General features: G+C 47.0%; 15 protein-coding genes. 11 read left to right on the top strand and 4 right to left on the bottom strand.

All coding sequences use genetic code 11. The features are described from left to right. Positions 1 to 59: 59 nt before the first annotated feature. Both QFZ48_RS08475 and QFZ48_RS08480 read left to right on the top strand, forming a co-directional pair. Entirely contained in the window at positions 60 to 1340 is a 1281-nt protein-coding gene (locus tag QFZ48_RS08475) for a UDP-N-acetylmuramoyl-tripeptide--D-alanyl-D-alanine ligase (RefSeq protein WP_429061948.1), read from the top strand. A gap of 121 nt (positions 1341 to 1461) precedes the next feature. Continuing rightward, positions 1462 to 4806 (top strand): TonB-dependent receptor, encoded by a 3345-nt coding sequence (locus QFZ48_RS08480; RefSeq protein WP_429044049.1) that lies wholly within the window; start codon positions 1462 to 1464, stop codon positions 4804 to 4806. Positions 4807 to 5439: 633 nt separating this feature from the next. Here QFZ48_RS08480 and mce read toward each other — a convergent pair. Further along, the gene (gene mce, locus QFZ48_RS08485) at positions 5440 to 5841 is read right to left on the bottom strand and encodes a methylmalonyl-CoA epimerase (RefSeq protein WP_079469734.1); all 402 of its coding nucleotides are present in this window, start codon (positions 5839 to 5841) and stop codon (positions 5440 to 5442) included. A 130-nt stretch (positions 5842 to 5971) separates the two neighbouring features. On the opposite strand from mce, the gene QFZ48_RS08490 reads away from it, so the two are divergent. The 9 genes from QFZ48_RS08490 to QFZ48_RS08530 all read left to right on the top strand — a co-directional run bounded on the left by QFZ48_RS08490 (position 5972) and on the right by QFZ48_RS08530 (position 18677). After that, the gene (locus QFZ48_RS08490; RefSeq protein ID WP_429061950.1) at positions 5972 to 6136 is read left to right on the top strand and encodes an aminotransferase class V-fold PLP-dependent enzyme; all 165 of its coding nucleotides are present in this window, start codon (positions 5972 to 5974) and stop codon (positions 6134 to 6136) included. After that, on the top strand, positions 6126 to 7166 hold the full coding sequence (locus QFZ48_RS08495; protein ID WP_429061951.1) for an aminotransferase class V-fold PLP-dependent enzyme: 1041 nt from the start codon (positions 6126 to 6128) through the stop codon (positions 7164 to 7166). The genes QFZ48_RS08490 and QFZ48_RS08495 overlap by 11 nt, the downstream gene beginning before the upstream one ends. Positions 7167 to 7318: 152 nt before the next feature. After that, positions 7319 to 8059, top strand: coding sequence for a gliding motility-associated ABC transporter permease subunit GldF (gene gldF / locus QFZ48_RS08500; protein WP_429044043.1), 741 nt, complete (start codon positions 7319 to 7321; stop codon positions 8057 to 8059). A 21-nt stretch (positions 8060 to 8080) separates the two neighbouring features. Continuing rightward, a complete protein-coding gene (gene gldG, locus QFZ48_RS08505) occupies positions 8081 to 9784 on the top strand; it encodes a gliding motility-associated ABC transporter substrate-binding protein GldG (protein WP_429061953.1) in 1704 nt (567 codons plus the stop codon). Positions 9785 to 9910: 126 nt separating this feature from the next. Beyond that, positions 9911 to 10864 carry a TerC/Alx family metal homeostasis membrane protein gene (locus QFZ48_RS08510; RefSeq protein ID WP_429044038.1) on the top strand — a complete coding sequence of 318 codons (954 nt, stop codon included), beginning with the start codon at positions 9911 to 9913 and terminating at the stop codon, positions 10862 to 10864. A 57-nt stretch (positions 10865 to 10921) separates the two neighbouring features. Beyond that, a complete protein-coding gene (locus tag QFZ48_RS08515) occupies positions 10922 to 13426 on the top strand; it encodes a bifunctional UDP-N-acetylmuramoyl-tripeptide:D-alanyl-D-alanine ligase/alanine racemase (RefSeq protein WP_429044035.1) in 2505 nt (834 codons plus the stop codon). Between the two features lie 60 nt (positions 13427 to 13486). Then, entirely contained in the window at positions 13487 to 14146 is a 660-nt protein-coding gene (locus tag QFZ48_RS08520) for a lipoprotein signal peptidase (RefSeq protein WP_429044033.1), read from the top strand. Between the two features lie 661 nt (positions 14147 to 14807). Further along, a complete protein-coding gene (locus QFZ48_RS08525; RefSeq protein ID WP_429061954.1) occupies positions 14808 to 17666 on the top strand; it encodes a TonB-dependent receptor in 2859 nt (952 codons plus the stop codon). Between the two features lie 81 nt (positions 17667 to 17747). Further along, a complete protein-coding gene (locus tag QFZ48_RS08530; protein ID WP_429044029.1) occupies positions 17748 to 18677 on the top strand; it encodes a sulfite exporter TauE/SafE family protein in 930 nt (309 codons plus the stop codon). Here the strand turns inward: QFZ48_RS08530 and QFZ48_RS08535 are convergent. The 3 genes from QFZ48_RS08535 to QFZ48_RS08545 all read right to left on the bottom strand — a co-directional run bounded on the left by QFZ48_RS08535 (position 18660) and on the right by QFZ48_RS08545 (position 21966). Next, entirely contained in the window at positions 18660 to 19649 is a 990-nt protein-coding gene (locus tag QFZ48_RS08535; RefSeq protein WP_429044027.1) for a 2-hydroxyacid dehydrogenase, read from the bottom strand. The genes QFZ48_RS08530 and QFZ48_RS08535 overlap by 18 nt on opposite strands. 87 nt (positions 19650 to 19736) lie before the next feature. Continuing rightward, on the bottom strand, positions 19737 to 21137 hold the full coding sequence (gene fumC, locus QFZ48_RS08540) for a class II fumarate hydratase (protein WP_370911185.1): 1401 nt from the start codon (positions 21135 to 21137) through the stop codon (positions 19737 to 19739). 52 nt (positions 21138 to 21189) lie between these two features. Further along, entirely contained in the window at positions 21190 to 21966 is a 777-nt protein-coding gene (locus QFZ48_RS08545) for an enoyl-CoA hydratase/isomerase family protein (RefSeq protein WP_370911186.1), read from the bottom strand. Positions 21967 to 22011: the final 45 nt, after the last annotated feature.

Raw genomic sequence — 22011 nt, forward strand, 5'->3', positions numbered from 1 at the left:
TAAAATTCTGCTATATTACATGATTAACCACTTATTTTTGTACCAAATAAGATCTGACCGTGAATATTGAACAACTATACAGCATCTATGAGCAGCATCGCTCCGTACAAACAGATACCCGTAAACTGAAAGCCAATGATATTTTCTTTGCGCTGAAAGGAGGCAATTTCAATGGTAACGAATTTGCCGCCCGGGCGCTGGAAATGGGCGCCGCCTTTGCCGTGGTAGATGAAGCAGCTTATTTTACCATACCGGATAAAATGATGCTGGTAGACGATGCCCTCACCGCTTTACAGCAACTGGCTTTACATCACCGCAAACAATTAAATATCCCGTTCCTGGCCATCACCGGTACTAACGGTAAAACCACTACGAAAGAACTGATCAATGCAGCATTGTCTGCCGGATTAAAAACATATGCCACCATTGGCAATCTCAATAACCACATCGGCGTACCTCTTACTATTTTAAGTATACTCCCGGGCGTAGAAATAGCCGTAGTGGAAATGGGCGCTAACCACCAGCGGGAAATAGCCGGTTATTGTGAAATTGCGTTGCCTACCCACGGCATCATTACCAACATCGGGAAAGCACACCTGGAAGGCTTTGGCAGCGAAGAAGGCGTTAAAAAAGCAAAAGGGGAACTGTATGATTTTTTACGCGCCAACAATGGCACCGTATTCGTATGCAACGATTATGGTTACCTGCTTGAAATGGCGCACGGCATCCCGGAAATTATTACCTATGGCAGCAGCGAAGCCGATTACGTAGGCGAAGCCATCGCCGACAGCGCCTTCCTGGCCGTGGAAGTACGGGGCAGCAGCCAGGTAGGATTTATACAAACACAACTGACAGGCGCTTATAATTTCCCCAATGTAATGGCCGCAGTAGCAGTAGCCAGCCACTTTAACGTGCCGGAATCAGCGATTGCACCGGCTATTGCACATTATACCCCTTCCAACAATCGCTCACAGGTAATAAAAAAAGGCAGCAATACCATTATCATGGATGCCTATAATGCCAACCCCTCCAGTATGAGAGCCGCTATTGAAAACTTTGCCGGTATCCAGGCTGATAAAAAAGTGCTGCTGCTCGGCGCCATGATGGAACTTGGAACAGATAGCGTTAAAGAACACCAGGACCTGGTAAACTTACTGGAACGCACACACTGGGAGGCAGTGGTACTGGTTGGCGGCGACTTTAAAAAAGTTACCCACCCTTACATCTTCCTCGAAAATGCCACCGAAGCCGGAAAATGGCTGCAGCAGCAACAGTACCAGGATACACATATACTTATCAAAGGCTCCCGGAGCACCGGTATGGAGAAAGTGCTGGCCTGATAACCAGGGGCGATTCAGCAGGCAGACCCGAAGCGTTCAAAATATTTGTTAACGATTTCATAATTGTATTATTTTTAATACTTCAATCTGTCATTTGAACTTTACCAAAATCTGAATCGCAATGCACAAAAAAATCTGGCATTACCTTATTAGTATGCTTTGCTGCGTACTATTGATCCCTGCTGCCCTGTTTGCCCAGGAAACAACCGCCGACATAGCCGGTATTATTGTAAGTAAAGAAGGGCCTGTTCCCGGCGCAAGCATTACTGCTACCCATGTGCCCACCGGCACAAAATATAACACCGTTTCCCGGAAAGACGGCCGTTATAATTTACCCAACCTCCGCGTTGGTGGTCCTTATACCTTATCTGTTTCTTATATTGGCTTTAAAGACGAGAAACGCGACAACATTTTCCTGTCGCTGGGACAGGATTTCAAATCAGACATCAACCTGCAATCCAGTACCAGCACCCTCACAGAAATAGTGGTCACTTCTGTAACCCAGAACAAAGTGATTAACAGGGCCCGCACCGGCAGCCAGGAAGTAATTACCCGCTCCCAGATGGACCGCCTGCCTACGATCAGCAGGTCTATGCAGGACTTCACCAAACTCACACCCTCTGCCAACGGCCTGAATATCGGCGGCAGAAGCAATCAGCTGAACAACATCACCGTCGACGGTGCCAACTTCAACAACTCATTCGGTTTGCAGCCCACACTCGGCTCCCAAACAGCATCCCAGCCTATCAGCCTGGAAGCGCTCGAACAGATCCAGGTAAACGTATCTCCCTATGACGTAAGACAAGGCGGCTTTTCCGGCGCCGGTATCAACAGCGTTACCAAAAGCGGTACCAACACGTTCAAAGGAGCCGTGTACACTTACATTCAAACACCCGGATTACAGGGGTTGAAAGTAGGCAACGCCACTGTTCCCAAACCCGACTTTAACTATAACCTGCGCGGCTTCAATGTGGGCGGCGCCATCATCCCCAACAAATTGTTCTTCTTCGTAAGTGCAGAACAGGAAAGGATTAAAGCACCCGCTACCAGCCTCGTAGCCAACAAACCCGGCGGAGTGGCCGGTGGCAACGTATCACAGGCAGTAGCAGATACACTGGATGCACTCAAACAATTCCTGATCAGCAAATACGGATATGATCCCGGCGATTACCAGAATTATACCTACCGCACGCAAAGTGATAAAGTAACACTGAAGGTCGACTGGAACGTGAATGAGCATAACACCTTTACGTTTAAATACAGTTACCTGAAATCATTTAAAGATATTCCTGCCAGCAACAGTGGCGCTCCCGGCGGCGGTGCTGTTGGAAGTGGCCGCCAGCCCAGTGCTACCGGTCTTCCTTTCAGCGGAAGCGGCTATACCATCAACAATAACTTCAACATTTTTATTGCGGAACTGAATACCCGCATCGGCAACCGCGCTTCCAATAAACTGCAGATCGGCTACTCTGCTATGCGCGATTTCAGGAATGCTTTGTCACAAAGCAATTTCCCCCTCGTGGATATCATGAACGGCCAGGGCGCCAGCTATACCGCCTTCGGATATGAGCCGTTCACCTATAATAACAAGCTCAATACCGATGTATACCAGCTGTCTGATATCTTCACCATGTACAAGGGAAAACATGAAATCACGATAGGAACACAAAACTATTATAAAACGTTCCTCAATGGCTTCGCTCCAAACTACAATGGCAACTACCGCTTTAATACACTCACGGATTTTTATGCCAGCGCCAACAGCAACCTGGCAACGGCTTCCCGTTATGCAGTGTCTTATGCAACTACCAAAGACGGATCCTTTCCATACGCAAAAATCAACATGCTGGAACTGGGCGCGTTTATCCAGGATAAGTGGAGTGTTACCAACTTCTTTACCTTCACCTACGGATTACGTATAGACGTACCAGTTATAGGCAGTACATTCTCTAAAAATGATTCTCTCACTGCTTTGACTTTCAGGGATGGAGTAAAGGTAGATGTAGGCCAGGCGCCAAAAACAACACCGCTCCTGTCGCCAAGGATTGGATTTAACTGGGACGTTACACATGACGGCAAAACGCAGCTCCGTGGTGGAGCAGGTTTATTTGCCGGTCCGCCGCCAGCTGTATGGCTGAGCAACCAGGCCGGTAACAACGGCGTACAGTTCGGATCGTTTGTAGCGCAAACAAGTGCCACTGCGCCCACCATTCCTTACCCGTTCAGTTCTGATCCGAATACTTACAAAGCCGGTACAGAAGGACGGTTATCTTCCCAATATAATATAGCCGTTACCGATAAGAACTTTAAATATCCGCAGGTATTAAAAGCAACACTGGCTGTTGACCGACAGTTACCATGGGGCGTAATCGGTACCCTGGAATTCAACTATTCCAAAGATATCAATGCGGTATATTTCCAGAACGTAAACCTTCCTACTGCAGGGTTTCAGCTGGATAGCACCCCCGATCACCGCACACGCTATAATTCTTCCAAAATATACGCAGGCAACAGCCTGAGTAATCCTAATATCAGCGATGCCATCCTGATGCGCAATACCAACAAGGGCTATTCGTATTTTGCCACCATCCAGTTGCAGAAAAACCTGCCTAATCTTTACCTGAGTGCAGCCTATACTTACAGTAAATCTCGCAGTGTAAATGATGGTGGCAGCATCGCACAAAGCAACTGGCGCGATCGCCCCGTTGCCGGCGATCCTAATGCCAATGCTCTGGGCTACTCCAATTACTACATGCCCCACCGTATCATCGCAGCCGCTACCTACCGCTTTACCTGGGCGAAACATTTCGCTACGTCTGTTGGTATTGTGTATGAAGCCGCTCCAAGTATAAACGGACTTTACAGCAACACTTCCTATACTTACAACGGCGACGTAAACAACGATGCTTCCGGTGGTAACAACGACCTGATCTACATTCCAAAAACCAGGAACGATATTAAACTGGTGCCGGTTGGTTATGGCGACAAAACCTACAACCCCGCTACCAATGCAGATAAACGCACCGCAGATATCATCTGGAATCAGCTCGATAATTTTATCAAACAGGATAACTACCTGAGCGGTCACCGTGGAGAATATGCAGAACGCAACGCGGTAGTATTACCTTTCGCCAAACGCATGGACCTGAATATTACACAGGACATCTTCGTATTCAGCGGCAAAGAGAAAACCAAACACACGCTGCGTATCAGTTTCGATATCATCAACTTCGGCAACTTCCTCAATAAGCGCTGGGGTATTTCCAAAATTCCGAACCTGCCCTCTTTCCTGAAATACGAAGGACAATATAAAGACGCTTCCGGCACCGCTACGGCTGCCGCAGCCTACTCCTTCCCTTACCTGGATGCAGCGAACCAGATTCCGCTCACCAGTTCATTCAGAGACAATACCGGCACTATTTCCAGATGGCAGGGACAGCTTGGTATCAGGTATATGTTTAATTAACGCGGGTTTTGTCTTGGCTCAGGATTACGCTGATTATACTGATTATCTGGATTTTTACTTTTAGATTTTATAAAGGATTAAGGGAGATAGAAGCGGATATCCGCTCTTATCTCCCTTAATTATATTATTTTAAGAAAATCTAAAAATCTAAAAAAAATCCAAAAGTAAAAATCCAGATAATCAGTATAATCAGCGTAATCCTGAGCCAAGACAAAACCCGCCCGGGATACAATTTATCGGAGTAATAGTGCGTTAATATTTCTTGAAATTAATCCCTCTATTTGTGAGAAGTAGCTTAAAAAAAAGACCTGCAAGCTAAAAAACCCGCAGGTGTTCATAACCTATGCCAACTTTAGAGTAATCTTTAAAACTTAAACTGTTAGAATCTATAAAGCCTAAGTCTTGTAATATTTTGAGTATTGATGTTTTTTCTATTTTGTATATAAGAGATAACGTAATGGAAAATGTATTTGTTCAAAAATTCGTGAAAAAATTTTGGTCTTAACATTTTGGGCCCTTCTTTCCGGGGTGTCTCTCTATTACTTACGGAGGATAAATTCCTTTGGATTGCTAAAATGGAAAAAAAATTAAAAAAAATATTATTATTTAAATTTTAAATATATAAGTAAATGCTTACTTGATATCCTGGCAAATTTCTATCAAAACCCCGTTGCTGTGCTTAGGATGCAGGAAACAGATCAGCTTATTATCAGCCCCCTTTTTTGGCGTTTCCTGTAATAAAACAAACCCTTCTTCCTGTAACCGTTTCATTTCTGCATAAATATCCGTTACTTCAAAGGCGATGTGATGCATGCCTTCTCCTTTCTTATCCAGGAACTTTGCAATAGCGCTGTCCGGCCCTGTGGCTTCCAGCAATTCTATTTTGGTTTCGCCCTGCCGGAAAAAGGCGGTCTGCACCTGCTCGCTGTCCACCTCCTCCTGCTTGTAACATGGCGTGTTCAGCAGCTTTTCAAAAAGCGGAATGGACACAGATAATTTATTAACGGCAATGCCTATATGTTCTACCCTGAGCATGTTTATAAATATTAATAGTGGTACAAATCCGGTATCCGTACCGCTTTCCGGAATATGCTTAACCCGGTAAAAATAGAACTTATGTTGTAAATTTGTTAGGCCCGGATTTTAATATAAACAGAAAGACATTATGCTGCAGCTGCCCGTTTACCTCGATAATAATGCCACCACTCCCTGCGATCCCAGGGTAGTAGCGGCCATGTTACCCTATTTCACCGAAATATTCGGCAACGCAGCAAGCCGCAGCCACCTCCTGGGATGGGCTGCCGAGGAAGCAGTAGACAATGCCGCGTGAACAGGTAGCCAAACTGATTGGGGCAACACCTAAAGAAATTGTCTTTACTTCCGGCGCCACAGAAGCCGTTAACCTTGCCATTAAAGGAGTGTATGAAACATACGCCGGCAAAGGCAATCATATTATTACTGCCGTCACCGAACATAAAGCCGTCATTGACACCTGCAAACACCTCGAAAAACAGGGCGCACAGGTAACCTGGCTTCCGGTAAACCACGAAGGACTTATTGACCTCAACGAACTGGAAGCGGCTATTACGCCCCAAACTATCCTGATCAGCCTGATGTATGCCAATAATGAAACCGGTGTCATCAACCCCATACGCGCCATCAGCGATATTGCCAGAAAGCATGGCGTATTATTTATGACAGATACCACCCAGGCAGCAGGGAAAATTCCGGTAGACGTAAACGACGATGGTATAGACCTGCTTACCCTCAGCGCCCATAAAATGTACGGTCCTAAAGGAACAGGCGCCTTATATGTGCGCAGACGTTCCCCCCGCGTAAAGCTCACCGCACAGATCGACGGAGGCGGCCACGAAAGAGGTATGCGCTCCGGCACCCTGAATGTGCCCGGCATCGTAGGACTGGGAAAAGCCTGCGAACTATGTATGGAAGAAATGGCGGCCGACACACAACGCATCCTTCCCATGAGAAACAGGCTGGAAAAGGCTTTGCTGAAAATAGAGCAAACATATTTAAATGGCGCCCCCGGCCAGCGCCTGCCACATACCTGCAACCTGTCATTTAAATACGTGGAAAGCGAAACCCTCATGATGGGCTTCAATAAAAAGATCGCCCTTTCCTCCGGATCAGCCTGTACCTCCGCCTCCATGGAACCCAGTTACGTGCTGAAAGCAATGGGCCTCAGCGACGACCTCGCACACGCCTCCCTCCGCTTTGGCCTCGGAAGGTTTACCACAGATGAACAAATAGATTTTACTATTCAAACCATTACAGACGCCGTTTCCCAGCTAAGAACCATCAGCCCCATATGGGAAATGTATAAAGATGGCGTGGACCTTTAAGTCCACCTTTCCCCCGGGTCAACGCCGTAGATACTCCGTACATACTCCCCGTATAAAGCCCCTTAAAAACCTCCCATACAATAGCCGGAAAGGTAATAGCGTTTACCCTATATTTGTATCTTTACTAATATCCTAATCCTTACAAACTGTTCATGCTAGCCATCTTTAAGAAAGAGATTAACCAGTTTTTCAGCAGTGTTACCGGCTATGTAGCCATCATACTGTTTTTACTGGCGAATGGATTAATGTTGTTCGTTTTCCCGGAAACCAGTTTACTGGACACCGGGTATGCCAACCTGGATCCGCTGTTCAACCTGGCGCCGCTTATTTACCTCTTGCTCATACCGGCCATTACCATGCGCTGCTTTGCAGATGAATTTAAAACCGGTACCATGGAATTGCTGAGCACCAAACCACTTACCGGCTGGCAGATTGTAATGGGTAAATTCTGGGGCAGCCTGCTCATTGTAGCCATCTCCCTGCTTCCTACCATCGTTTATTTTTTTGCTATAAAACAATTGAGTGTAGATAACCAGCTGCTTGATACCGGCGGTATCACCGGCTCCTACATCGGGCTTTTACTGCTGGGGGCAACATTCACCGCTACCGGTATCTGGTCTTCTTCTTTAACCAACAATGCCATGATCGCCTTTCTCATTGCACTGTTTACCTGCTTTATACTTTATAACGGCTTCGATGCCGCCAGCAAAATACCGGCGTTCAGCGGCGGAGCCGACTACTACCTGCAAATGGCTGGGATTAAATTCCATTACGCCTCCATCAGTCGTGGTGTAATAGATAGCCGCGATATCGTTTATTTTATCAGCATCATAGGCCTGATGCTCTATCTCACTAAATTATCCCTGCAAAGAAAACTCTGGCAAAACGGTTAATGACCGTCCTTACTAAACAACATGGCTACACGAAAGAAATACATACAACGTGCAATAGCAGTTATACTGGTACTCACGGGCATTAATATAGCAGCAGCTTATTTTCATGGCAGATGGGACCTGACAGCAGAAAAAAGATACACGCTCACCGCCAGCACCCGGCAAATGCTCCGCAAACTGGACAGCCCGGTGGAAATTGAGGTATTCCTCAAGGGCGATTACCCCGCCAGCTTCCGTCAGCTGGCACAATCCACTTCCGAACTGCTGGAAGAGTTCCGCGAATACGGTAAACAAAACCTCCGGTTTACATTTATCAATCCCGGACAGGGGCTGACGGACTCCGCACGCATGAAATTCCTCGGTGAACTCACCGCACAGGGCATCATGCCGTTTAATATGAAAGTGCAGCAGGAAGCCAACGACGGCTTCGCCGAAAAGCTGATCTTCCCCGGTGCACTGGTACATTACAAAGGCAAAACGGTAGGGGTGAATCTCCTGAAAAACCAGGGCGGGCAGGATCCCATGCAAACCATGAACAGCTCGGAAGCGTTGCTGGAATACCAGTTTGCCTATGCCATCCATAAATTGCAGGAAAAGGAAAAACCACTCATCGGGTACATGCTGGGGCATGGAGAATCACTTGGCGCCGAAGTATACGACGCCCTGAGTACCCTTCAAAACAGCTACGGCCTGGATACCCTCACCCTGCAGGCCGCTTCCTACATACCCCGCGATTTTAATGTAATCCTCTTTGCCAAACCGGCAGGCACTTTCTCTGATGCAGATAAATTTAAAATAGACCAGTATGTAATGAACGGCGGCAAAGTACTGTGGTTCCTGGATGAATCCAGCGCCACCATGGACAGTTTACATGAGCACCCGGAATTCTTTGCCATGGATCGCGGGCTGAACCTGGAAGACCTCCTGTTCCGCTACGGCGTGCGCATTAACCAGGACCTGGTACTGGACCTGCAAAGCGATGTAGTGCCGCTGGTAGTAGGCAATGTGGGCAACCGGCCGCAGATACAGCCGATGCCGTTCCCATACTTCCCCATGCTGATGCCTACCAAAGCGCATCCTATCGTAAAAAATCTGGATATGGTGCTGAGCCGCTTCGTAAGTTCTATCGACACTATAAAAAACGACGCCATCCGCAAAACCATACTGCTCACCACTTCCAGGAACAGCCGTACCACACGCCTGCCGGCACAGGTAAGCTGGGACATCGTAAAAACACAGCCCAATCCGCGCGAATACCGCCAGAAATACCTGCCCACAGCCGTTTTGCTGGAAGGGAAATTTACTTCCCTGTTCCGCAACCGCGAAAATCCTGATGCGGTAAACCAGCTGTTTCACGCATCCGGGCAACCTTTCAGGGAATCATCCGATACTATCAACAAAATGATTGTGGTAAGTGATGGCGATGTAATTTCCAATGCCGTATCCCGCAAGGAAGGTCCGCTGCAAATGGGCATCAACGAATTTAACCCGGGCTTTGCCTTTGCCAATAAAGAGTTTTTTCTCAACTGCCTGGAGTATCTCAGCGGCAACAGCGGTATCATGGAAGCCCGGAACAAGGAGCTGACACTGCGTTTGCTGGATGGAGAAAAAATCCGGCAGGAAAAAACCAAATGGCAGGTCATCTGTTTCCTCGTACCCGTTGGGCTGGTTTTGCTATTTGCCATGGTATTCCAGTTTATACGGCAACGTAAATTTGCTGAATAGGCTGAAGTGCTGTAAGACACTGGCTTTCAGGGCATACAACAGTGGCCGCTTCCTGGAAATGGCAACCTTAAACCGGAAACCTAGCTGCCGTTTTCCTATCTTTGCTGCTCATAAAATGCAAATCACGTGGGAAAAACAGAAGTAACATATCTGGTATTTTTTATTGTGATCATCCTGGCAGTAGTATTTGACCTTGGTTTTTTTAGTAAGAAAAATACGAAAACAAGCTTGAAGACTGCCCTGTGGCAAAGCATTTTCTGGGTAGTTTTATCTATGCTCTTTTTTGGGTTCATGTGGCTGGAAGACGGCGCAGAACCCGCCATCAGCTTTTTGAGCGCATACCTGATGGAGAAATCCCTGTCGATAGATAATATCTTTGTATTTATACTCATCTTTAGTTTTTTTAAAATAAAAGAAGAGTACTATTCCAGGGTATTGCTGATAGGTATACTAATGGCCATTATTTTCAGGGCTTTATTTATCTGGCTGGGAATTGAGCTCATAGAAAGATTTGAATGGATATTATACATCTTCGGTGCTTTTCTCATTTATACCGGCATTAAAATGTTTGTCACAAAAGAGGATGACGAATTTAAACCGGAAGAAAATGCGATTTACCGTTTTATGAATAAATACATGCGGGTAACTACAGAAGAGCCGAAAGGCAAATTTGTGATCCGTAAACATAATAAGGCATATCTCACTACGTTATCACTGGTTGTGGTGATGCTGGCAGTAACAGATATCTTATTTGCGGTAGATTCTATACCGGCTGTATTTGCCATATCACGGGATCCGATGGTAGTATATACCTCTAATATATTTGCGGTTTTGGGACTCAGGTCCCTGTTCTTTTTACTGAGGGGAGCGGTAGATAAATTTGATTATCTGCCCCAGGGTATTGCCATCGTCCTGGTTTTTATAGGACTGAAAATGCTGGCAGAGTATTTTTTGCACAAGCACAATATTCATATACCGGTATACGTATCATTGATAGTGATAGTGTTATGCCTGGGAGGTTCCATCCTCTATTCTCTCTATCATCAGAAAAAAGAATTACCGGAAGGAGAAGTGAAGTAAAAAGCAGCGCAGACATTAATTTTGCAGCAGCTAAGTGATTATTCAAACCTGATAAACGTGTATAACGCAGCCAGCATCAACAAAACTTTGAAAGGGGAATTGTTGCAAGAGACCGGATTTTCTGAAATTGACCATCTTTTATTGGACAGCAGGAAGCTCAGCTTCCCCGAAACATCTCTGTTTATTCCATTGGTTAGCCCGCGGCGCAACGCGCATCAATACATTGAAGAATTGTACCGCAAAGGGGTGAGCAATTTTGTGGTGAGTGAACAAGTGCCACTGGAGAAGTATCCTAAAGCCAACTTCATTCTCGTAAAAGACACCCTGCAGGCGCTGCACGCACTGGTGGCCTTTCACCGGCACCAGTTCCATATACCTGTTATTGGCATCACCGGCAGCAATGGCAAAACCATTGTAAAGGAATGGCTGTACCAGCTGCTGGAAAAAGATTACAATATTGTTCGCAGTCCTAAAAGCTATAACTCCCAGATAGGAGTACCGCTTTCTGTATGGCAAATGAAACCGGAACACCAGCTGGCCATCTTTGAAGCCGGCATTTCACAACCCGGTGAAATGGTGAACCTCGAAAAAATTATCCGTCCCACTATCGGCATCTTCACCAATATCGGGGAAGCTCACAGCGAAGGATTCTTAAATATCCGCCAGAAAATAAATGAAAAGCTGGTACTGTTCGCTAAAAGCGATATCCTCATTTACTGCAAAGACTATCTCGCTCTCAATGAGTGTGTGCTGGCCTTTCACAACCAGGTAGGCAAAAAAGAAAACCAGGAAGGCGGACCGGAATTATTTTCCTGGTCACGGAAAACCGATGCCGACCTCCGGGTAACCAGTGTGGATAAACACGATAACCATACCCGTATAGATGCCCTTTACAAACAGGAACCCCTGCATTTCCAGATTCCTTTTGTAGATGAAGGCTCCATTGAAAATGCCATTCACTGCCTGGCGCTCATGCTGTACCTCGGCAAGGAACAAGCCGTTATCCAGCAACGGATGGATCAGCTCAGCAATATCGCCATGCGCCTGGAACTGAAACAGGGAATCAATAACTGCTCGGTGATTAACGACAGCTACAGCCTGGACCTCGGCTCTTTAACCATTGCGCTCGACTTCCTCCAGCAACAGCAGCAGCACGCTACCCGCACGGTTATCCTCAGCGATATCCTCCAAAGTGGCAAAAGCGACGCCACCCTGTATGAAGAAGTTGCAGACCTCCTGCAAAAGAAAGGCATCAATAAATTAATTGCTATCGGTAAAAATATAGGCAGGGAGAAAAAAAGCTTCCAGCAGATAGAAGGCCTGAAAACACAGTTCCTTACCACCACCGATGAATACATACAACAATTCAACGCAGATGATTTTCAGAATGAAACCATCCTGGTAAAAGGCTCCCGCATCTTCCAGTTTGAACGCATCGGCAAACTGCTGGAACAAAAGGCGCATCAAACCATCCTGGAAATTAATCTCACCGCTATTTCCCATAATGTAAAGCTGTACCAGTCGCTGTTAAAACCAAACACCAAATTAATGGCCATGGTAAAAGCGTTCTCCTATGGCAGCGGCAGCTTTGAAATAGCCAATCTCCTACAGTTCCACGGAGTCGACTACCTCGCGGTAGCCTACGCCGACGAAGGAGTGGAGCTGAGAAGGGCCGGCATTACCATGCCTATCATGGTGATGAACCCGGAACCTGCCAGTTTCGACGCCATCCTCCACTGGAACCTGGAACCGGAAATTTATTCCATGCAGATCCTCCTGCAGTTTATGGAGGAAATCACCACAGCAGGCAAAACAGAGTTCCCCGTTCACATCAAGCTCGATACCGGTATGCACCGCCTGGGATTCGTGAAAAGCGAAATTGCCGAACTGGCGCAAATACTCACCGCCACCCCGCTGATGAAAGTGCAATCCATTTTCAGCCACCTGGCTGCCAGTGAAGATCCTGCAAAGGATGCTTTCACACAGCAGCAAGGCCGCCTGTTTTATGATATGAGCCATGAACTGCAGAAAGCATTGGGCTATACTGTAATCCGCCATATTGCCAACAGCGCCGCCATCAGTCGACACCCCGACCTGCAACTGGATATGGTGCGGCTGGGTATCGGCATGTACGGCATCGACAGCAGCAACGGCATCCAGGACCAGCTTCGCAATGTAAGCACCCTGAAAACCACCGTAGCACAACTAAAACGCCTGGAAGCCGGCGATACCGTGGGTTATGGCGCCAAATGGGAAGCCAAAGGCCCGGCAGTGACTGCTACCGTGCGTATTGGCTATGCCGATGGCTACCCACGCAGACTGGGCATGGGCGTTGGTAAAATGCTGGTTCGTGGCAAACTGGCGCCTGTAGCCGGTGTAGTGGCGATGGATATGCTCATGCTCGATGTAACACATATCCCCGACGTATCGGAGGGAGACGAGGTTATTGTTTTTGGCCAGGATTTGTCCGTACAGGACCTCTCTACCTGGGCTGGAACCATTCCCTATGAAATATTAACAGGAATTTCACAGCGCGTAAAAAGGGTATATTTCCAGGAATAATGATATTGCAGGCTTCGACTTTGAAATAAACTATTATTTTTGATAAAATTCTAATATCAGTTGAAATATCGTCACGTAGTATTTATCGTTATCCTGATCCTGGTTATTGACCAGACACTGAAATTCTGGATCAAGACGCATATGTTTATGCAACAGGAGTTTGTGATTTTCCCCAATTGGTTCCGGATCCATTTTATTGAAAATGAAGGAATGGCCTATGGTCTTAAATTCGGAGGCGACTTCGGGAAGATCCTTCTTACCATGTTCCGCCTGGTAGCTGTAGTGGTGGGCTTTGTGTACATGAAAAAGCTCATCAAAGAAAAATACAGTACCGGCCTGCTGATTTGTGGATCCCTGATCCTGGCAGGAGCAGCCGGCAACCTGATAGACAGTATGTTCTACGGCCTTATTTTTAACGATAGTGTAGGGTATGAAGTAGCGAAGTTTATGCCTGCCGGCGGCGGTTATGGCAGCTTCCTGCATGGCCGTGTGGTGGATATGTTATACTTCCCTATCTACGAAGGCTACCTGCCTAAATGGGTACCGTTTAAAGGCGGCGACTACTTCGTGTTTTTCCGCCCGGTATTCAACGTTGCTGATGCAGCTATTTCTACCGGTGTAATCACTATCCTGCTGTTCCAGAAACGCTTCTTCGGAAAACACATGCAGCCTAAAGCCGTTGAACACTCTGATGCTGTAGCAAAAGATCCCGTAACTTAATTATCAACTTATTTATATAGAAAGCGCTCACCGGTGGTAAGCGCTTTTTTTATGCTATTACTTTAAAGCATAGGAAGATGACCGGCAAAATATCCGTCTTTCATCTTCCAAAATCTTCTGAAATTTCCGCAAAATGCCCGAAATTGGATTTATACTAAGATACCCGTAAACCAAAATCAGGATTATTTCACCGGGGGTGTAAACCTATTTCAGGACGTGACAGTGTATAGAGAGTGTATGGGGAGTGTATCATGAGTGTATAGGGAGTGTATAGGAACTATATAGGGACTATATGGGGACTATAACACATACACGAGTCCTAAGTATCCGGGAAGTATCACAGAAGTATCCCCGCATATTAAACATAGTTATAAAGCGACGCCTCCAATAAAAAAATATGGCCTTCCAAGCCTTTCACGCTGAGGAGGTTACAAACGCAAATGCTATTCCCACCGCAGTTCCGGACACACCTTTTTCCAAATAATCACCCCATTTGCTTTGAAATGAAAAATACCCGGATTATATTTGTCTACTAATTCTATAGACTATATGATAATAAATTTTACAAATCATTCATTTTCAGTACGATGTTGCGGCACGACATCGTAAAAAGGTCCCCCTTATCATTTTCTCATTCCAGAATCAATAATGTTTACAGCACATGCAAAAGTTTTTAATGCTGGCAAAATACCTGTTCTTAATATTGGCATTCAGTCCGGCACTGGTACATGCTCAACTTAACGGCTCTTATGTCATCCAGGGCAAAATTACAGACGATCATGGGGCAGCCCTTCCAGGCGCCTCCGTACAAATCAAAGGCACTTCCTTCGGCGCTCAAACAGATACCACCGGCCGTTTTGAAGTAACCACCAATTCTAAATTCCCGCTGAAGCTGGTCATCAGGCTCATAGGCTATCAACCCCAGGAGTTTGAAGTAAAAAGCAGCAGCAGCAAACTGGCCATCCAGTTATATACACAATCACTATTGGTAAATGAAGTAGTGGTGTCCGCTTCCCGTCAGCAGGAAAAACTGCTCCGCTCACCAGTTGCCATCGAAAAACTGGACATCAGGGCGCTGAAAGAAACCCCTTCTTCCACGTTCTACGACGCCCTCGGTAACCTGAAAGGCGTGCAAATGACCACCGCCGGCCTTACCTTCAAAGTATTCAACACCCGCGGCTTCAACGTTCCCAACAACTTCCGCTTTATGCAGCTGGTAGATGGTGTGGACAACCAGGCAGCCACCCTCGGCGTGCCACTGGGTAACGCCATCGGACCTACGGAGCTTGATATTTCCAGCGTGGAAGTTACACCCGGTGCATCTTCCGCCCTGTATGGCATGAACGCCATCAACGGAATGTCCAATCTCATCACTAAAAACCCCTTCCAATACCAGGGCGTAAGCGTATACCAGAAAGTAGCCGTGAACCACGTTGGCGACGACGGTGGCGCAAAATTACTCACGGAAACGGCTGTACGCTATGCACAGCAATACTCTTCCTGGTTTGCCTGGAAAATTAACCTGAGCTACATGCAGGGTACCGACTGGTACGCTGATAACCACAGCGACTTTTCCCCGCAATCCAAAGCCAACCCCGACTTTCCACAACTCAGCGGCGCCAACAACATCGCCAACGATGCATGGAATAAATATGGCGATAACTCCAACCTCCAGGTTATCGATAAAGACGGACGCGCCTACAATGTACACCGCACCGGCTACTGGGAAAAAGATATCGTGGGCGACTTTACCGTTAAGAATAAAAAGGCCGACGTGTCTTTTAACTTCCGCTTACCCCACAAACTGGAACTGTCCGCGTCTTACCGCTACGGGGAAATGGACGGCTTCTTTCAACGTGGTAACCGTATTGGCCTCAGAGGCGTAACTGTACAAAACGGCAAACTCGAACTCGTACACCCCGACTTCACCGTGAGGTCGTACATCTCCATTGAAAATACCGGCGATTCCTATAACATGAATCCCCTGGCCGACAACCTCGAAAAATCATTCAAACCAGATAAAAAATGGCTGGCCGATTATACCTCCGGCCTGAACAATGCGCTCACTGCAGGCTCCGACCTGGTAGCCGCACATGCCGCCGCCCGCGCCTTTGCAGACGCCGGCAGATGGACGCCCGGCACTCCCGCTTTTGATGCACAGGTGGCCAAAATAAAAAGTATCAACGACTGGGATATTTACCCTACTTCCAAGAACCCTGAAAATACCAGTGGTGGCGCCGCTCTCCTGCAAAAGAGCCGGTTCTACCACACAGAAGGTACCTGGAACCTGCGTAAATACATCCATTTCGCGGATGTACTGGTAGGCGCCGATTACCGCACCTATGAAATCATCCCGGACGGTAACAACTTCGTGGATTTCTCCCGCCCCGCCGACAAACGCAACCAACCAGGCGGTAAACACATCTGGTACGGTAAATACGGCGGCTTCGCACAAATCAGCAAAACATTCTTCAACGACGCATTAAAGCTCACCGGCTCCCTGCGCTACGATAAAAACGAACAGTTCGAAGGTAAAGTAAACCCACGCATCGCAGCAGTTTACAGCATCAAAGACAAACATAACTTCCGCCTTTCCTGGCAAAACGGATTCCGCTTCCCTTCACTGTTTGAAGCGTATTCCTTCGTAAACAACGGCCAGGTAAGACGTGTAGGCGGACTCGCATTCATTGAAGAAGGACTGGGTTACTTCAAAAACTCCCTCCTCACCAGCTCCGTAGATGCGTTTGGTGTAGCGGTAAATAAAACCATCAACGCGGAACACATCTCCAAAGATGCTGCCGCCGCAAAAAATGCAGGCGTATTGAAAGTGGCCAACCTGGATCCTATCGTTCCGGAACAGATCACCTCTTTCGAAGCCGGTTATAAAGCGGTACTGCTCGATAACAAACTTTTTGTAGACATAGATGGATACTACAGCTCTTATAAACATTTCATAGGCCAGATTGAAGCAGTAGTGCCTAAAACAGGTAACGTTAACAATCCCGATCAAACAGTGCTGAACCAGATGCTGGATAAGTCTTTACAGGATCGCTACCGCGTATGGACCAACAGTAAATCCACCGTAAACAACTACGGTTTCGCTGTAGCAGTTACTTATGACCTGTATAAAAGCTACACCATCAGCGGTAACGCCAACTACAACAAACTGGCGCAGGATAAAACCAAAGATGATGCGTTGATTCCCGGTTTTAACACACCAGACTGGTTCACCAACGTAAGCCTAGGTAACCGCAATGTGTACAAAAATATTGGCTTCACCGTAGTATGGCACTGGCAGAATACTTTCTACTGGCAGAACCTTTTTGGTAATGGCGACGTGCCTTCCTACAACACTGTAGATGCGCAGATCACCTACCGTGTACCAAAGATCAAAACATCCTTTAAACTGGGCGCTTCCAATATCCTGAACTCCAAGTACTTCCAGTATGTGGGAGGTCCCACTATTGGCGGATTATACTACCTGGCGTTAACATACGACAATGTGTTCCAGCGGAAATAATAAATAATAGTTGCTGAGATACAGGGATGCAGCGATATCGCTGCATCCCTGTCTTTAAAAAACTACCTAAAAATAACTGGTATGACTATACGTACAACAGCCGTTGCAGGCACCGTTACCGAAAAGCCGCAGTCCTCCTTCAAATGGTGGCAGATAGGGGTTGTATCGTTGTTGATAGTCACCGCGCTGATTGCCCTTTATTATTACGAAGTACCGGATGCCGTACAGGGAAATGTACGCCGGTTCTTTCACTCTCTCTTTACAACAGAGCTGCTGTTTTATATTGTGGTGGGATTATGCGCGCAACTGGTAGACGGCGCATTGGGTATGGCATACGGCGCTACCTCTTCTTCTTTATTACTGGGACTGGGCGTATCGCCTTCAGTAAGCAGCGCCAGCGTGCATGTGGCAGAAGTATTTACCACCGGCGCTTCAGGGTTTGCACATTTTAAACTGGGCAACGTAAATAAGAAACTGTTTTTATGCTTGTTGATCCCGGGAATGATCGGCGCCATCTCCGGCGCTTACCTGTTATCCGACAAGATTGACGGGGATGTGATAAAGCCCTTCATCAGCGCATACCTGCTGATACTCGGTATTATAGTTATCCGGAAAGGCATCCAGAAAAATAAAAGAAAAACCAAAACAAAAAGACTCGGACCATTGGCGTTTGCCGGGGGATTTATGGACGCCATCGGCGGCGGAGGCTGGGGCCCCATTGTTACTTCCACCTTGCTGAGTAAAGGCCGTACCGTACATTATACCATCGGTTCCGTAAATGCAGCAGAGTTCTTTATTTCCCTTTCCAGCGCTGCCACCTTCCTGATCTTCACCGGTATCTCCAGCTGGCAGGTAATTGTAGGCCTTGTAATCGGTGGTGTGATCGCTTCTCCTTTTGCTGCCATCCTGGTGCGGAAAATAAAACGGAAACCACTGATGATTATGGTAGGCGTCCTCATTATTATTCTGAGCCTGCGTACAATTGTCGCTACGCTACTTCACCTCGTTTAACAATATGCCTTCTTTTTCAAAACTACGTATATTGTTCAGCGTTACCTCTGCTATTTGTGTGAGCGCTTCTTTTGTAAAGAAGCCCTGGTGGGCAGTTACCAGCACATTAGGGAAGGTAGTTAATCTTGATAGTACATCGTCCTGGATAATACTTCCGGAGAAGTTCTGAAAAAACAGGTGTTCTTCCTGCTCATATACATCTATTCCAAGTGCGCCGATATGGCCATCTTTAAGCGCTGCCACCACTGCAGCCGTATCTATTAATCCGCCGCGGCTGGTATTGATCAGTACTACGCCCATCTTCATAGATGCAATAGCATTCGCATTGATCATGTGCCGTGTACGCTCCATCAGCGGGCAATGCAGCGATATCACATCCGACTGTGCAAAAATAGTATCCAGCGACACATACTTTACGCCTGATTCCAGCAGTTCTTCATTCTCATAAATATCATGCGCATACACCTTACAACCGAAGCCCAGCATGATCTTGCAAAACACTGAACCGATATTGCCTGTCCCCACCACGCCGATTGTTTTACCAAAGAGATCAAAACCTTCGAGTCCGTTCAGTGTAAAGTTGCCATCACGTACACGGTTATACGATTTATATATTTTCCGGTTCAGCCCCAGGAGCAAGGCCACCGCATGCTCCGCCACCGCATGGGGCGAGTAGGCCGGCACCCGCACTACCTTTATACCGGCTGCTGCTGCAGCCTTGAGATCTACATTATTAAACCCGGCGCAGCGCAATGCAATAAGACGTACGCCTTTTTGCTGAAGCACGCTGATCACAGCAGCATTCACCTTATCATTCACAAATACGCAGATCACGGGTTCATCTTTTATCAGGGCGGCATTATCTTCATTTAACTGCACTTCCAGGAAACGGAAACGGTGCTCCTCCTGGTGGTTACCCTGGTTGAAGTAATGAATATCGTATGGCTGCGCGCTGAAAAAGACTATATCCATGATCGTGGTACTTGTTTGCATTGAAGGTAATAAAAAAAGAGTCCCGTTATTGGCGGGACTCTTTTCTTCCATAAATATGATCTGTTATTACTTGATTTCTCCTACCATGTTTGCTGGTACTACCCATTCATCAAATTCAGCCGGGGTCACATAACCCAGTTTCACGGCCATTTCTTTAAGGGTAGTTCCTTCCTTGTGGGCTTTCTGCGCAATTTCGGCTGCTTTGTAGTAGCCAATTTTGGTATTCAGTGCCGTTACCAGCATCAGGGAATTTTCCACATGTTTTTTGATATTGGCTTCAATAGGTTCGATGCCTTCTGCGCATTTATCATTGAAGCTTACGCAGCCGTCGCCGATAAGGCGTGCAGAGTGCAGGAAGTTGAAGATCATTACCGGCTTAAATACGTTCAGTTCAAAGTGTCCGTTGGAACCTCCGATACTGATAGTAACATCGTTACCCATTACCTGGGCAGCAATCATGGTGAGGGCTTCGCACTGGGTTGGATTCACTTTACCCGGCATGATAGACGATCCCGGTTCATTGTCGGGAATATGAATTTCGCCGATACCCGCGCGTGGGCCGGAGCTCAGCATGCGTATGTCGTTGGCTATCTTCATTAAACTTACCGCCACTGTTTTCAGCGCACCATGTGCTTCTACGATGGCATCGTGTGCGGCCAGGGCTTCAAATTTATTTTCTGCCGTAATAAAAGGTAAACCGGTTAACAGGGCGATATTCTTTGCCACATTTTCGGAATAGCCTTTTGGCGTATTGATGCCGGTGCCTACTGCAGTGCCACCCAATGCCAGCTCGCTCAGGTGAGCCAGTGAATTGTTGATGGCTTTCAGGCCGTGATTCAACTGGGCTACATAGCCGCTGATTTCCTGCCCGAGAGTAAGCGGGGTGGCATCCATAAAATGGGTACGGCCAATTTTCACTACGTTTTTAAACGCTTCTGCCTTTTTCGCCAGCGTGTCGCGGAGCTTTGTGATGCCGGGAATGGTAACTTCCTGCAGCATTTTGTAAGCAGCGATGTGCATAGCAGTAGGGAAGGTGTCGTTGGAAGACTGTGACTTGTTCACATCATCGTTGGGGTGAACAAATTTGTCTTTATCAGTAAGCTGACCGCCATGAATTACGTGGGCGCGGTAAGCCACCACTTCGTTTACGTTCATGTTAGACTGGGTACCGGAGCCTGTTTGCCATACTACCAGCGGAAACTGATCGTCCAGTTTACCTTCCAGGATTTCATCGCAAACCTGGCCAATCAGGTCACTTTTTTCCTTGGGCAGTACGCCTGCTTCGAGGTTAGTGATAGCTGCCGCTTTCTTCAGGTAAGCGAATGCCTTGATAATTTCCTTCGGCATTTTGTTGATATCCTGCGCGATCTTGAAATTTTCAATGGAGCGCTGTGTTTGAGCGCCATAATAGGCATTTACAGGCACTTTAACCTCGCCCATTGTGTCTTTCTCTATTCTGAATTCCATGACTTAAACTTTTAAGGCTACAAAAGTACGGCTTTACGGGTTGGGCTGCAAGCTATTCCCCGGTAAAATTCGCCTGTCTTTTCTGAATAAAGGCAGCAGCGCCTTCCTGCAGATCTTTTGTAGCGAAGCAGGCCCCGAATTCCTTCAGTTCCAGCTCAAAGCCGTCCATGTCCTTATCCAGTGCGGCATTAGCGCATTTAATCACGCGGGCTACTGCCAGCGGCGCTTTTGTTTGTATTTTTTGTAAGATGGATTTCGCTTTGGGCAGTAATTCTTCGAGCTTTAAAACATGGTTCACCAATCCCCAGGCCTGTGCTTCTGTGGCATTGATCATGTCCCCGGTGAGCATCAGTTCCAGGGCTTTTCCCTTTCCTATGAGCTGCGTAAGACGCTGTGTACCGCCATAACCCGGAATGAGCCCGAGGTTTACTTCCGGCTGGCCAAACTTTGCGTTGTCGCTGGCAATCCGGAAATGGCAGGCCATCGCCAGTTCGCAGCCCCCGCCCAGTGCAAAGCCGTTTACAGCGGCAATGATGGGCTTAGGGCTGCTTTCTATACGCTGGAAAATTACATGCCCTTTCTTGGCCAGTTCTTCTCCTTGTTTATCTGATAAAGTAAGAAACTCGCTGATATCTGCACCTGCCACAAAAGCTTTTTCACCTGCACCGGTAATAATGGCGCCCTTGATTTCCCGGTTGCTGTATATTTCATCTACCGCCAATGCCAGGTCGGCCAGCACCTGCTGGTTGAGGGCATTCAGCTTTTCCGGGCGGTTGATCGTAATCGTGAGGATATTGTTTTCCAATTGTGTGCTTAACGTCTGATACATGTGCCGTATTTTAGTTTATCAATATTAAGCAATATTCAATAACCT

This window comes from Chitinophaga sp. W2I13 (assembly GCF_050434005.1).
Lineage (GTDB): Bacteria > Bacteroidota > Bacteroidia > Chitinophagales > Chitinophagaceae > Chitinophaga.